At 70.7% G+C, this 13,209-nt stretch carries 13 protein-coding genes; 3 read left to right on the plus strand and 10 right to left on the minus strand.

Annotated features, from left to right (window positions below; genetic code table 11):
• Positions 1 to 473: 473 nt before the first annotated feature.
• From ACSHXN_RS14540 to ACSHXN_RS14580, 9 genes are all read right to left on the minus strand, one after another.
• Positions 474 to 866 carry a hypothetical protein gene (locus ACSHXN_RS14540; protein WP_355133464.1) on the minus strand — a complete coding sequence of 131 codons (393 nt, stop codon included), beginning with the start codon at positions 864 to 866 and terminating at the stop codon, positions 474 to 476.
• Positions 866 to 3,217, minus strand: coding sequence for a DUF4132 domain-containing protein (locus ACSHXN_RS14545; RefSeq protein ID WP_438303215.1), 2,352 nt, complete (start codon positions 3,215 to 3,217; stop codon positions 866 to 868). Before ACSHXN_RS14545 ends, ACSHXN_RS14540 begins: the two co-directional genes overlap by 1 nt.
• Complete coding sequence (locus tag ACSHXN_RS14550; RefSeq protein WP_438303216.1) at positions 3,214 to 3,714, minus strand: DUF7737 domain-containing protein; 501 nt, start codon at positions 3,712 to 3,714, stop codon at positions 3,214 to 3,216. Before ACSHXN_RS14550 ends, ACSHXN_RS14545 begins: the two co-directional genes overlap by 4 nt.
• Positions 3,715 to 3,903: 189 nt before the next feature.
• Positions 3,904 to 4,026: a hypothetical protein gene (locus ACSHXN_RS14555; RefSeq protein ID WP_438303217.1), complete on the minus strand. Its 123-nt coding sequence runs from the start codon at positions 4,024 to 4,026 to the stop codon at positions 3,904 to 3,906.
• A 46-nt stretch (positions 4,027 to 4,072) separates the two neighbouring features.
• The gene (locus ACSHXN_RS14560) at positions 4,073 to 5,173 is read right to left on the minus strand and encodes a calcium:proton antiporter (RefSeq protein WP_355133458.1); all 1,101 of its coding nucleotides are present in this window, start codon (positions 5,171 to 5,173) and stop codon (positions 4,073 to 4,075) included.
• Positions 5,174 to 6,039: 866 nt separating this feature from the next.
• Positions 6,040 to 6,174, minus strand: coding sequence for a hypothetical protein (locus ACSHXN_RS14565; RefSeq protein ID WP_356106921.1), 135 nt, complete (start codon positions 6,172 to 6,174; stop codon positions 6,040 to 6,042).
• A gap of 124 nt (positions 6,175 to 6,298) precedes the next feature.
• Complete coding sequence (locus tag ACSHXN_RS14570) at positions 6,299 to 7,378, minus strand: WxL protein peptidoglycan domain-containing protein (RefSeq protein WP_438303218.1); 1,080 nt, start codon at positions 7,376 to 7,378, stop codon at positions 6,299 to 6,301.
• 75 nt (positions 7,379 to 7,453) lie between these two features.
• On the minus strand, positions 7,454 to 9,409 hold the full coding sequence (locus ACSHXN_RS14575) for a metallophosphoesterase family protein (protein ID WP_355133454.1): 1,956 nt from the start codon (positions 9,407 to 9,409) through the stop codon (positions 7,454 to 7,456).
• A gap of 127 nt (positions 9,410 to 9,536) precedes the next feature.
• On the minus strand, positions 9,537 to 10,742 hold the full coding sequence (locus ACSHXN_RS14580) for a HupE/UreJ family protein (protein WP_438303219.1): 1,206 nt from the start codon (positions 10,740 to 10,742) through the stop codon (positions 9,537 to 9,539).
• Between the two features lie 172 nt (positions 10,743 to 10,914).
• On the opposite strand from ACSHXN_RS14580, the gene ACSHXN_RS14585 reads away from it, so the two are divergent.
• Positions 10,915 to 11,601, plus strand: coding sequence for a hypothetical protein (locus tag ACSHXN_RS14585; RefSeq protein ID WP_355133450.1), 687 nt, complete (start codon positions 10,915 to 10,917; stop codon positions 11,599 to 11,601).
• 426 nt (positions 11,602 to 12,027) lie between these two features.
• On the opposite strand, the gene ACSHXN_RS14590 is transcribed toward ACSHXN_RS14585, so the two are convergent.
• Positions 12,028 to 12,570, minus strand: a complete 543-nt coding sequence (locus ACSHXN_RS14590; protein ID WP_438303220.1) for a L,D-transpeptidase — start codon at positions 12,568 to 12,570, stop codon at positions 12,028 to 12,030.
• Between the two features lie 179 nt (positions 12,571 to 12,749).
• Here ACSHXN_RS14590 and ACSHXN_RS14595 point away from each other — a divergent pair, with 179 nt between their 5' ends.
• Positions 12,750 to 12,986 carry a hypothetical protein gene (locus ACSHXN_RS14595; RefSeq protein WP_059128896.1) on the plus strand — a complete coding sequence of 79 codons (237 nt, stop codon included), beginning with the start codon at positions 12,750 to 12,752 and terminating at the stop codon, positions 12,984 to 12,986.
• The gene (locus tag ACSHXN_RS14600; protein WP_355133446.1) at positions 12,983 to 13,204 is read left to right on the plus strand and encodes a MarR family transcriptional regulator; all 222 of its coding nucleotides are present in this window, start codon (positions 12,983 to 12,985) and stop codon (positions 13,202 to 13,204) included. Before ACSHXN_RS14595 ends, ACSHXN_RS14600 begins: the two co-directional genes overlap by 4 nt.
• Positions 13,205 to 13,209: the final 5 nt, after the last annotated feature.

The following is a 13,209-nucleotide window of genomic DNA, read 5'->3' on the forward strand; positions in this document are numbered from 1 at the left end:
GCCCTTAAAGGGTCTCCTCATGCCGGCCGGCGGTTCCGGCCCGCTCGGCCGGGCGCGTTGTGCGGGCGGGGATCGTCCGGTCGCGAGGACGACCCCGAGGCGTTGTCCGCCTGCCGGCACCTCACCCGGCATCTGAAACAGGTACTGCACCGCAGTGCCGACTCGTCGGTCGGCCACGGATGACGCGGCGCTGCTGGACGCGCTCCTCCAGCGGCCTCGCCGCGTGGCTCCCGCCGACCCCTGACGCTGTGCCGGCGGTCCTGGGGTCCGTCCGGGGGCGGTCCCGCGGTCCGCCGCCCGGACCACGGGTTGGATCGGCGGCGGCTGGATGCCCCGGACGCACGGCTTCCCCGTGTCGGAGTCTGCGCTTCCCGTCGAGGACGCTCGCCGCCGACCACGTCCCCGCGGCCTCGAACGCTGTCGGTCCGAGGCAGCCACGGACTCCCTTCCCCGCCCTGCGAGCCACCGATCCCTCAACCACCCACCAGCGCAATCAACTTGATGAAGACCAGGTCGGGATCGACGGCCAGATCCACGACTTCGTCCAGGTCCTCGACCTGGCGGTCGCCGGCCAGTACGAAGAAGCCGTTGGCCAGGAAGGCGCGTTCGGCGGTGTCGGCCTGGCGCTGCCGGTCGATGCGGCGCGGCTCGCGAAGTCGGTAGCCGTTCAGTTCGACCTCGGCGTCGTCGGGGCGGACGAGGCCGTTGAAGTGGGTGCTCGGGCGGCTGTTGTGCCGGGCGACCTCCTCGCGGACCCTCAACCGGATCAGCTCCCGTACGGTCATCCGCTCCGGCAGCCCGGCGATCTCCCATGCGGCGACCGGCTTGCCCGTCGCGGTCTCGTCCCGGAACGTCACAGTGGCCATCAGGCACCTCGCTCGATCTGGCGGAGGATCGTCTCGTCGGTGATCTCGGTGTCGGCGGCGAGCAGGAACGCCTTGCTGAGGATCAGGCTCAACCGCTCGTCCTCGAACGGCAGGAACACGTTGCCCGTGCTCTTGCCGCGCGACGGCACGATGCACAGGTAGGAATCGTCCGGTTCCATCAGGATGTTCGCCGAGCCCAGATGGATCCGGTACGAGCGCAAGTCCCCCCGCACGACCAGGAAACGGCCGTCCAACGCGCACCGGGCAGCGATCTTCAAGCGCGGCAGGATCCGCTCCAGCGCCTCCCGGCGCACCTCGGCGCTCGCCGTCAACGCACCGAACGTCGCCGTCCGCCAGTACGCGGCGTAACGGTCCTCGCCCCGGTCGGTCCAGTCGGGATCGGCGGCGATCGACGTCACCCCCACGAACAGATCCACGTCCCGCATCGCCTCGCTGAACACCAACGGGGGTACCTCCGTCAGCGGAACCTCCCGCCATGCGCCCTCCACCCGACGATCGAAGCGCACCTGGTCGGTGGAGGCCAGTTCGTTCTCGCCCGCCCAGTCCGCCCAGCTGTGGAAGAAGCGGACCCGCCACTCCCCCGCCGCGAAGGTGCGCTCGGCCTCGTCGTTGTCGCCGCCGTCCCAGGGTCCCAGCAGGTCGCTGCGCCATCCCCGGGCCCGGAACAGCGCGAACATCCTGCGGTAGTGGACGAGGTGCGCGGCGAATCGGTTGGAGTAGACACGGGTCTGCTCCTCGGCCGGGGTGAGCAGATAGATCTCCCGGAACGCCTGCTTGAACGGCTGCCGAATGTGCCGCTCGCTGAGCAGGTCCCGCCAGGCCCGCACGGCTCGGGTGTCGGAGCGGAGCGGGTGCCACAGCCGTACGGAGGCGTCGTCGGGCGCATCGGGAAGGTGCTCGTCCGTCTCGGGCAGCACGGCCCGCCACTCGCCAGGGGCGACCTCGATCTCCCAGATCAGCCTGCGTACGAGGGTCCGGGCGAGCGGGTGCCCGGCCAGCTCGCTGCGCCACCAGCCGTACGGGTGGACGGCATCGACGGCGAGACCACCCTCCAGCGCTCGGACGAGGGTGACGAGTTGGGCGTTCACCCGCTTCACCAGGTCGCGCAGCTCCTTGACCAGGGCCGCGTGGTCGCGGCGGACCGGAGCCGGGACGCTGCGCAGCGGGCGGCCGTCCTTCTCCCAGGCCAGCGTGGCGGTATCGGTGACCGTGACGACGGCCTGGTAGTCCCCGGCCGTCCGGCGCAGGACGCCGACCGCGGCCGAACCCCCGGGGGAAGCAGTGTCGAACTCCAGCCTCGGCAGCCGCAGTGCCACCTCGGTGCGCTCGGCCAGGGCCGCGTCGACCTTCTTGAGCATCTTGTCGAGTTGCTTGGGCACCCCGGCGTGCCGGACGGTCCGGCGTACGGTGCGGATGGCGGTCACCAGTTCTGGCGTCGGGAAGTCCTGTGCCGCCCGGACGATTTCGTACAGCAGGGCCTGGGACGGAAGTGTCCGTGCCGCCGTCGGGGCGAGGGCGATGCCCGGCAGCAGCCGGTCGAACAGCGCCGGCAGCCAGGGCTCGTCACGCAGCAGCGCCACCCGCAGGACCTGTCCGAGGGAAGCTATTTCCCGGTCCGTGAACGCCTTGTCCGCACGGTACGGGATCTCGCCCGCCCGGATCGCGTCGGTCCGGTCGGCCGCCGCTTCCAGCGCACGGCGGGCAAACGCCACGTAGGCGGGGTTGTCGGCCGACCCGCGCCAGGTGTGCGCGAGCGGCGGGACGAACCTGTGGTCCAGGTCTCTCTCGGACAGCAGCATCCGGTCGGCCGGGGAGAGGCCGGCGATGACGGCCATCTCGTCGGCGACGATGGGGCCCGCATCTCGGGAGAGGCGCTCCACCGCCGCGCACAGTGTCCCCTCACCGGCGAGCCCCGCGACCGCGAGCAGCGCGTACGGCTGACGCACGGTGTCCTTCTTGAGCCAGAACTCGACCAGGGTGCGGGCCGGTCGGGACACGTCGGGCAGGGGACCTGCACAGTGCTCCAGCGCGCCCAGGCCGAGGGCGAGGTCCGCCCAGCCGTGCACCTGGCACTTCTGGACGAGTGCCTCGAACATCGTGCGGCACGCGTCGGGCGTATAACGCGGCTGCCGTTCCCGGGCGGTGCGCTCGACCACGAAGCGGACCATCGTCATGGCGGGCGTGGCCGAGGCGTCCAGCCTGTAGGCCGCCACGAGCAGGCTGCCGAGGTCCTCGTCGGACACCTGCGACAGGTCCGGGTGCCTGTCCTCGTCCTCAAGGATGTGGTCCGGGTCGGTCAGCACGCGCATCAGCCGGGCTGCGAGGTTCATCGGGCGCCCCTCTTGATCTGGCGGAGGATCGTCTCGTCGGTGATCTCGGTGTCGGCGGCGAGCAGGAACGCCTTGCCGAGGATCAGGCTCGACCGCTCGTCCTCGAACGGCAGGAACACGTTGCCCGCGCCCTTGGTGGCGCGGAGCAGCATCACGGCGACCTCGTCGGGCGTCCAGCCCCGCACCCGTGAGATCAGCGACCCGATTTCGGCCTCGTACTGCCACAGGCTCGTGTCGTCGAAGCAGGCGGCCAGCATGAGGCACAGGACCGCGGCCCTGCCCTCCTCGTCCGTGCAGGCCGCGAGTCGTCCGTCGATCTCGGTCCGGGTCGCCGCGCCCTGCGCCCCGGACCGCCGGTACTCGTGACCCATGGAGCGCCGGAACTCGGTCCGTTGATGTTCCAGGAGGTCGACGAGCGAGCGGTCGAGCGCGGCCGACCGCACTGCGTCCAGCCCGTCGTTCCTGCGGGATTCGGCCACCAAGGCGTCGTACAGCATGGCGGGATGATGGCAGGGGGGACTGACAACGCGATCAACTCAGTGAGGCTCCCTGTCCGTTGGCACGTGGTGCTCGGAGCGCGGAGAGGTGTGTGCCGTCGGGCGCGGCCGTATGCCGGGGGTCGTGGACGGGATTCCGGGACATCACCGCCGGTCAGGGCAAGCAAAGATCCTTTGCCGCACCCCGGTTCAGCCGGCCTCGGCCGCGTTGCAGCACCGCGGGTAGGCGGCCGGCTGTGGCACGTCGGCGTCGCCCCGGTGGGTGAACCGCTGCTCGAAGGACGCGCGGCGCCGGCGGTCGGCGCCCTTCACTCGCGCAAGGCCCTTGTCGGACGCCTTCAGGATCTGCTTCCCGGGTCTAGGGGGCGATCGCCAGCTCCAGATACGCCGCGAACACCACCAGGTGGACACCTCCCTGAAGTGGTGTGGCCCGGCCGGGTACCACCGTCAGCGAGCCCAGGACCACGGTCAGGGCGAGCAGCACCATGTGGACGGGGCCGAGGCCCAGCACGAGCGGTCCGGAGAGCCACAACGACGCCAGGGCGACGGCGGGGATGGTCAGGCCGATACTGGCCATCGCGGAGCCGAGCGCAAGGTTGAGACTCGTCTGGACCCGGTCGCGGCGCGCCGACCGCAGGGCGGCGATGGTCTCGGGCAGCAGCACGAGCAGCGCGATGACCACGCCGACGACGTCCTGCGGCATGCCTGCCGCCGCCACGCCGGACTCGATGGTGGGTGACACGCCCTTGGCCAGTCCGACGACGCCGACGAGGGCGAGGCCGAGCAGGGCGAGGCTGAAGGCCGTGGCGCGGACGGAGGGCGGGTTGGCGTGGTCCTCCGCGGTGATCACCTCTCCGTGCCGGGTGATCGGGAGGAAGTAGTCGCGATGGCGCACGGTCTGGGTCGCCACGAACAGCAGATACATGACCAGTGAGGACAGCGCGGCGAAGGTGAGCTGCGTCGGGGAGAACTCGGGGCCGGGCCTGCTGGTGGTGAAGGTCGGCAGGACCAGGCTGAGGGTGGCCAGGGTCGCCACGGTGGCGAGGGCGGCTCCGGTGCCCTCCGCGTTGAACACCGCGATGCCGTGCCGCAGCGAGGCGACGAGAAGGCTCAGACCCACTACCCCGTTGCAGGTGATCATCACCGCCGCGAACACGGTGTCGCGGGCCAGGGTCGCGCTCTTGGCACCACCGTCCGCCATCAGTGTGACGATGAGCGCCACCTCGATGACGGTGACCGCGACGGCGAGCACGAGTGAGCCGAAGGGTTCGCCGACCCGGTGCGCGACGACTTCGGCGTGATGGACCGCGGCCAGTACGGATCCGGCCAGCACCAGCGTCACCAGGGCGACGACCCCGCCCGGCAGGTCGCGCCCCCAGGTGAAGGCCAGCAGGACCACCGCGATCACCGGCACGGCGGCCGTCCACCCCAACGCGAGTGACCGGATCCCGACGATCATGCAGCGATCCTCGCAGACCCGCCCGGGGCCCGCATTCCATCGGTGCGCGGTGGGGGCGTGCGCCTCGGCACCGGGCAGGACCGCCTTCGAGCGGACCGTGTGCGGCTGCCCGCGCGCTCGCCGGTGCGCCCTCGGACGCCTGTTCGCCCGGTTGCACTCCGCCGGCCAGGGGCCTCGGCGATGTGGGCTGCGTCACTGCCATGGAACGCACTGTCCCAGGATCGGCCTCTCCGGGTCATTCAACAAAAAAGGCACATCAGCCCAAAGGCCCATGTCGTCGACTTCCCCGAAGGTGGGGAGCGCGATCGACGTCGGACGGCAAGGTCGTCCGGGCCGAACAGGACCTCCCGCGTGTACCGGGCCCCGGTCGGTGCGCGCCCGAGGCGGGCCCGCCGGCTTCCGGAGCGCGGGCGCGTCTTCGGCACGCCCCTTGACGGACGTCACCCCGGTCGGCCCGCCACAGGCCGGGCTGTGGTCCCTGCCGGCACGGCGGCCCGTCCGGTGGCCGGGCACGTCGTCCGCGCGAAAGCGTCGGTACGCCCGCACCCGTCGGCGCGGCGCGTCCGACGGCGGCGGCCGGCGAAGGCGGGTGCGGGCGCCGCACCGGAACAAGGCGAAGGCGGGGCGGGCGCCGCACCGGAACAAAGGGCGGGCCGTACGGATCGGACGGCGACCCGCCGTGCTGCCGACCCCGGCCGGGGTCGGCCCCGAGCGGGTCCCGGCGTGGCGCTGTTCGTCCGCCACACCGGGCCCCGGGGTGCGACGTCGGACGGACACGGGGGGGCGGCCGTGCCGGGGTCCGGCCGACCCCTGGCGGAGGGACTCGAAGGCCCGGAGTCCGCCCCTGTCCTCTGCCGGACCTGCGGTCAGGCCAGCAGCTTCGCCCGCAGGGCGTCGATGGTGGCGTCGTCCAGCATCAGGCCCTTGTGCAGGTAGGTGTTGATGTCGCCGTAGATGTGGATGCCGAGGGGCCAACGGGGGCGTGTGCCGCGCTCATCCACTCACGCCCACTTGTCGTCGGCGGGGCAACCGGGCCACCGCCGGGTGAAGTTCAGGGCCCGGGCACCGACGGCGGCTCGGCTCCCGGGGAAACCCCGGTATGACGGGCCACCGCCGGTACGGCGTTCAGCTCTTCTGCGCAGTCCGGCTGGTGAGGGCCTGCTCGACGGCGGTCCGTACGCGCTCGTCCTCCCGCAGCTTGCGGCGCTTGCGGTTGCGGCGGGTGAGGACGACGGCTGCGACGACCGCCGCGATCACCACGACGAGCAGCAGCAACAGCGTCCACGGCACGGCCCACCCGTGGGTCGTCGCCCGGACGGGCTCCAGTGAGGTGGTGGATCCGGAGGCGTCGGTGAGGCGGGGGGTGAGGGTGGCCGTGGCGGTCAGGCTCACTCCGGGTGCCACGCCGTGGACGGGCACCGTCACCTTCCAGGTCTCGCCGGGCAGCAGCTCCGGGGACGGGGCGACACGGCCGGCCTCGGTCCGCAGCCGGCCGAAGGGGCCCTCCAGGGACACCTGCTGATGGGCGGACAGGATGGCGTTGCCGGTGTTGTGGATCGTGTAGGTGACGGTGGCGTCGCCCTTGGCGAACGGATCGAAGGAGCCCGCGTATCCCACATGGAGGTTTTCGATCGTGAGGCGTGGGCTGAGCTTGCCGCTGACCCGCAGCTTGATGCGGATGCCGAGGCGCCGGTCCACGTTGACGCCCTCGGCGTCGTCGGCCTGCCGCAGGGAGGTGAGGATGCCGCCCACGTAGTCGCCGGGCACGGCATGGTCCGGAACGGTGACCGTGAAGGGGATCTGGGCCGACTTGCCCGCCGGGATCACGACACGGTCGCGGTCGGCGCGGACCCAGGCGCCGATACCGACGGACTTCTTGTCCTTGGTGAGCAGGTCGAGCCGGCCCGTGTCGGTGGTGAACCCGTCGGCGGCGTAGACCGCCAGGCTGAGCGGGGTCTTGCTGTGGTTGGCGACGACCATGACGTCCTTGACGTCGCCACCGGGGTTGAGGTCGTAGGCGAAGCTGGACCGGTCGTCGCCGTACCCGTTCGCGGCCGTCCTGACCGTCCAGGTGACGTCGCCGTCCGCGGCGCGAGCGGGTCCGACGCTCAGTCCGGTGATCGCGCATGCGACGAGCAGGGCGAGGACGGCGGTGCGGACGAGGGAGACGACGGTGGTCTTCCGGCGTGGTGCGAGCGCGTACATCTGAGGGTTCTCCTGGCACGGGAGGCGGGGCAGGCCGGCCCGAAGGGGCCTGCCCCGCCGGTGGAACGGGCTGGATCAGCTGCTCAGTGCGGTGATCGTCAGAGTGGCCCGGTAACCGCCCTTGGTGACGGTGTCCGGGATCTTCAGGTCCAGGTCGGCGCCGAGCTTGGCGGTGCCACGGGCGTGGCCCTGGTCCGCCGAACCGATGCCGCGCGAGATGGACAGACCCAGACCGTGGTCGTCGTAGCCGGAGGCCACGGGGTCGCCGGCCTTGGCGCCCGCGCCACCGTCGAGGACGTACGGCGTCCAACCGAGGTAGGAGCCCGAGAACGTCTTGTCGGCGTCACGGAAGTCGCTCACGTTGGCCGAGACCGACCACGGGGCGAGCGAACGGCGGGTGTCCGACACCAGGATCGGGTTGATCTTGCCGCCGGCCTCGAAGTGGTCGCCGTTCTTCTCCGCCGCGGTGCCGAGGTCGACCAGGCCGTTGTAGCCGTCGATCGTCCAGCCGAACTCACCCGGAGCCGGGTTGGGGACGTTGACCTGGAGGTCCTGCTTGTCACCGTGGTACGGGTGCACCGTCACCTTGTCGACGACCGAGCCCACGGGCTGGTCGGCGGAGCACGGCGCGGCATCCGAGTTCGGGGCCGCGCAGGTGCCGCTGCGGAGGTTCTCGACGACGAGCTTGTCGTTCCGCACCTGGACCTTCACGTAGGAGCGGACGTGCTCCTGGTTCTGGACCGAGTTGTACCAGTAGTTCTTCGGGTTGAGCGGGTCGGCGCCGTTGCCGGCACCGCTCGTCCCGCTGTTGTCCGGCGTGGTGATGTCGTAGTACTTCGAGCCCGAGGCCGAGTTGCCCGTCACGTAGAGGACACCACCGGGACCGGGGTAGACATCGGCGGCGCCCGGCTGCTCGGCCGGGTTCGCCTTCTCGCCGTTCTTGATCAGGTAGCTACGGGAGTAGCTGTGGTCGTGACCCTGGAGGACCATGTCGACGCCGAGCTTGGAAAACGTTGTCGGGAAGTCGACACGACGCGTCTTGTTGTCGCCGTCCTTGGCGTGACTGGCCGGCGAGTAGATCGCGTGGTGGTAGACGAGGACCTTCCACTTGGCCTCGTTGCCGTGCTTGTTGATGACGTCGGTGACGTAGTTGATGTGCGCCGCGTCGCCGCCGCCGTTGGCGGAGTTGTAGCTGTTGCTGTTCAGGTCGATGAACAGGACATCCTTGTAGATGTACCAGTAGTCACCGCCGGACTTGGTGCCCGCCGGGTTCCCGTTGTCGTAGTACGGGGCCGAGCGGTCGGTGTTCGGGGTGGTGAAGTGCTGCTCGTAGGCCTTGCCGCCGACGTCGTGGTTGCCGATGGTGGCGGCCCACGGGTACTGGCGCAGCTGGTCCGGGGCGAGGAAGGCGTTCCACTGGGACTCGGTGTTGGCGCTCTCGACCTGGTCACCACCCGACACCAGGAGCTCGGCGTCGGGGTTGGCCTTCAGCGAGACGTCGACCGTGTCCTGCCAGCCGGCCTGGTCCTGGGCGAGGTCGCCGGAGGAACCGATCTGCGGGTCGCCGTAGAACAGGAAGTCGTAGTCGCCTTCGAAGTCCTGCGTCTTGAAGGAGTACGCCGAGGACCAGTTGCCCTCGGTGCCGACACGGTAGGAGTACGCCGTGTGCTCCTTCAGGCCGGTGATCGTCGCGTGGCGGTTGAAGCCGCCGCTGGTGGCGATGTTCGCCGCGCCGGAGGCGTCGAAGACGGCCGCGCCGGCGGGGAACTCGCCGTTGACCACCTGGGCGGTCGGCGCGACCTGGACGACCTGGGTGGTGTCCGCCGACGAGTACCAGGTCACGGTGCGCTGGGTCTCGTTGGCGCCCACCCCGAGGACGATGCCGCTGAGGGTGGCGGTGTCGGCGGCGCTGGCGGGAGCCGCCAGGGTGCCGCCCAGGGCTACGGCCAAGCCCAGGAATGCCGCTGCGGCTCCGGTGGCCGCGCGGTGCCGCGCAGACCTGGAGGCCTGCGTGGAGGGTCTGGATCTCATCACTTTCGTTCCTTATGAGGCACAGAAGTGCGTGATTGGAGGTCAAAAAGCTCTCTTGGGCCGGTAAACCAGATGTAAATGAGATCTTGGGGATTATTGAACTTCGAACGAGAGCTGCACTCTCGTCTCAGATGCCGAACACCCGTTGCGTGAACCACACGAGACCCATCACCGCCACTCCCGCCGACAGCGCACCGGTCACCCAGAGGCCGGCCGTCGGCGCCCGGTGGCGCAGCACGGCCAGCAGCGGGAACACCAGGGCGATGATGGCCAGCTGCACGGCCTCGATGCCGACGTTGAACACCAGCAGCGACCACAGCAGGGTCCACGACCAGGCCGTCTCGATCCCCAACGCGCCCGCGAAGCCGAGGCCGTGGACCAGACCGAAGCAGAACACCACACCGAGGCGGGTCCAGCCCGCGCGGTCGAGGCTGAAGTGGCCTCCGCCGGCCTCCAGGTCGCCGGCGTGACCGCCGCGCCGCCGGATCCGCCACAGGTGCCAGCCCGCGACGACGGCGATTGACAGGGCGATGACGGGCTCCACGACCCGGCCCGGCACATCGACCAGACCGAGCGCGGCGAGCAGGAACGTCACGGAGTGGGCGAGGGTGAAGCTCGTGGCCGCGAGCACGATCTCCCGCAGCCGGCGCGATCCCGCGATGAGCGCGAGCAGGAACAGGATGTGGTCGATGCCGGTCAGCAGATGCTCGGCGCCCAGCCGGAAGAACTCCCAGAACCGCTCGTACCAGGGCTGTTCGAGGGAGAAGGCGGGATGCGCGGCGTCGAGCGCGGCGCTGCCCGAAAGGCCGTCCAGCTGATAGGTGGCGATCGTCTTGACGCCCTTGACGTAACCCTCGGAGTCCGGGAACAGCGCACTGCGCACCTGGCGTTCCCCGCCTCCCCCGGGACAGGTCCAGTCGAGGTGCAGAACGGCGTAGGGCACGCCCTCCCGCCGGCCCATCGTGAAGCCGCCCACCTGCGTCGGTGTGCAGTTCTCGGCGCCCGAGACGACCGAGAAGCGCTCGGTCGCATACGCGACCGCCGACCGTGCGTGGGCGTTGAGCGCCGCGGCCTGCCCTGCGGTGTCACCGGCGTCGAACGCGGCGTCGCCGGTCCGGAAGAGGGCGTCGTCCTTCTCGTAGTCGGCGGCGGAGACGACGAACAGGTCGTACTCGAGCTCCAGCTTCGTGCGGATGCGGTTGTCCTCGCCCGCGGTGACATGGACATACACCGTCGAGGTGAACCCGTGGGCGGACGCCGGCCCGGCCAGGCTCAGGAAGGTGATCACCGCGAGGGCGATCCCGATGACGGCGCGACGGAAGTGTCGTGACATGTGGCTCCTTAGAGTTGCCAGGGCACCGTCCATGTCACGGGTGAACTCGACTCGGCTCGTCGACGAACCGTACGAAAACAGGTTCGACGAAACGCCCTTTCAGGGGCGACTTGCGGGAGTGGGCATCGCAGGATGGGGACGCACCACTCACACCACTCGGAGGACGAACACCTTGCGCCCCCCGCTCAGGACCCTTGCCGCGCTCCTCGCGTCCGCCGCCCTGGTCACCGGATGCAGTTCCGCCGACGACTGGTCACGGCCGCACCCCGAGCCCACCGCCGTCGGCGCCCTCGGCGCCGGGTTCGTCGACGCCTCCTCCTCGCCCGTTCCGGAGTCGACGACCACACCCCGGCCGGGGTCGTGGAGCGGCGTCCATCCGCCGAAGGACTACCGGGTCGTCCTCCTCACCACGGGTGGCGACCGGCCGACCAAGGCCCTTGTGAAGGCCGTCGAGGACTGGGCCGACGCCGAGCACGTCGACCTCAGGACGGTGCGGGCGAAGGGCACCTCCGACCTTCTTCCCGCCGTCACCGAGGCCCTCGACATGGGCCCGGACCTCGTCGTCGGCGCGGGCAACGACCTCATCGACCCACTGGCGACGGTCACCCCCAACCACCTGTCGCAACGGTTCCTCGTCGTCGGCGCGGAACTGGCCGAACCCACCTACAACGTCACGGCCGTCGACTGGCCGGGAGCCTCGTTCCGCGGTGAAGGCCTCGGCATGTCGTCCACCTACGACCCGGCCTCGTTCACCGCGGCGCGCTGTGCGGCCGCCATCAGGGCGGGTGTCGCGGCGGTACTCCACGACCTGACCGGAATCGTGGTCTGGCTCGACGACACGGACACACCCGACGCGTAAGGAGTTGTGCGGCCTCCCGGCGGGCCGCATGCCCGAGTACGACGGCACGTCGGCCGGGGGCGAACCGGAGCTACGGCTTTCTCGGCTCCTCGGTGCGTGCGGGGCCCGAGGCCGCGGGACTTGCCCGGCGCCGCCGGCCCGCCCGGCCGGTACAGGATCCGCTCCGCCCGCCGGGGCGCCGGGACGACATGCTCACGACCCGCGCAGCGGCGCCGGGAGCACGGGGACACCGCCGCCGACGGCGGCCCGATCGAACGACCGGACCTCAACCGCGTTCGGCTGGACGAGATCCTGGCCGATGCGGCCGGCCGCAGCCGCGAACCGAGGCCGGCAGCCGGGCCGACACGCATCGTGTGCGCGGACCCCGGGGCCGAGTGGATCAACGGCGCCGCCGGCCGGGGCAACCCGCCGCCTGCGTCCCGGGTGTCACGGGCCGCTCGGACCCTCGCCGGCACCGCCCGTGTTCTTGACGATCACCGTGTCGCCGACCCGGCTGAATTCGTAGAAGCGCTGGGCGTCCGGCGTGTTCAGATGGATGCAGCCGTGGGAGATGTCGGCCCGGCCGACGGCGTGGTTCCAGGGCGCCGCGTGGACGTACACGCCGCCGCCGGTCAGACGCACCGCCCAATGGACCGTGAGGTCGTAGTAGTTGGGGCTGGCCGGATCACATGTGATGTGCGCGCTGCACGAGGTCATGTCGACGACCGCCTCCTTGCCCAGCACGTGGAACGTCCCGGACGGCGTGCGGAAGCCGGGCTTTCCGAAGCTCACGGGGAAGGTCATCACCGTTCGGCCGTCCTCCCTGACGGTCATCCGGTGTGTCGCCGCGTCGATCGTCGTGACACGGCCCGCGGAGGCCGCCCGGGCGGGACCGGCGACCAGCGTCAGGACGGCCACCAGGGCGCCGACCAGGGCGAGCAGTCCGGTGTCACGAAGGCGCGGGCGTGGGGCTTGGCGGTGGTGGGCCATGTCTGATCACCGTCGCTCTCCTGTGCGCAGCAGAACACTCCGAGGCCCCTCGCATACCGAGGCAACTTTGCCCTATATCTGATGGTTTCCGCCATTCGAGGAGCTTGACCACAGGCCGGCGCCGGAAGGCCGGCGCCTGCCCTCGCCCTAAAAATCGAACACATGATTGAATTCAAGGCATGGCGCACAGGACGTTCCCACCCGAGTTGATGCAGACCCAGCGCGACTGGAACCGCACCTACGAGGCGCTCGCCCGGCGGCCTCGGCAGACCGCGGCGCTGCGCAGGCGCCTGCGGGAACTCTCCGGCCGGCTCGCCGCCCATCCGTACTGGAACACCCGGGCCGGCCGATCACCGGCGGCCAAGGTGGAACTGCGCCTGCAGGTCCGGTCGCAGGAGGAAGCGGAATCCTCGTGAAGGACCACCTGACCGAGCGCCAGGAACGCATCCTGAAGTGCATCAGGGACTGGATCGCCGAGCACGGGGAGGCCCCCTCGGTACGGGAGATCGGCCGTGCCGTGGGCCTGTCGAGCAAGTCCTCCGTGGCCTACCAGCTCGACAGAATGGAGCAGCTCGGGGTGATCGACCGGAGTGTGCGCCGCGGCCGGGGCCGGGGGATCTCGTTGCCGCGATAGCCGGC

It is taken from the genome of Streptomyces sp. HUAS TT11 (assembly GCF_051553595.1).
Lineage (GTDB): Bacteria > Actinomycetota > Actinomycetes > Streptomycetales > Streptomycetaceae > Streptomyces.

Bases quoted from the DNA above. Each gene is read 5' to 3' on its own strand.
- ACSHXN_RS14580 (WP_438303219.1), bottom strand. From the start codon at position 10,742: ATGTCACGACACTTCCGTCGCGCCGTCATCGGGATCGCCCTCGCGGTG.
- ACSHXN_RS14550 (WP_438303216.1), bottom strand. From the start codon at position 3,714: ATGCTGTACGACGCCTTGGTGGCCGAATCCCGCAGGAACGACGGGCTG.
- ACSHXN_RS14545 (WP_438303215.1), bottom strand. From the start codon at position 3,217: ATGAACCTCGCAGCCCGGCTGATGCGCGTGCTGACCGACCCGGACCAC.
- ACSHXN_RS14575 (WP_355133454.1), bottom strand. From the start codon at position 9,409: ATGAGATCCAGACCCTCCACGCAGGCCTCCAGGTCTGCGCGGCACCGC.
- ACSHXN_RS14560 (WP_355133458.1), bottom strand. From the start codon at position 5,173: ATGATCGTCGGGATCCGGTCACTCGCGTTGGGGTGGACGGCCGCCGTG.
- ACSHXN_RS14590 (WP_438303220.1), bottom strand. From the start codon at position 12,570: ATGGCCCACCACCGCCAAGCCCCACGCCCGCGCCTTCGTGACACCGGA.
- ACSHXN_RS14570 (WP_438303218.1), bottom strand. From the start codon at position 7,378: ATGTACGCGCTCGCACCACGCCGGAAGACCACCGTCGTCTCCCTCGTC.
- ACSHXN_RS14595 (WP_059128896.1), top strand. From the start codon at position 12,750: ATGGCGCACAGGACGTTCCCACCCGAGTTGATGCAGACCCAGCGCGAC.
- ACSHXN_RS14540 (WP_355133464.1), bottom strand. From the start codon at position 866: ATGGCCACTGTGACGTTCCGGGACGAGACCGCGACGGGCAAGCCGGTC.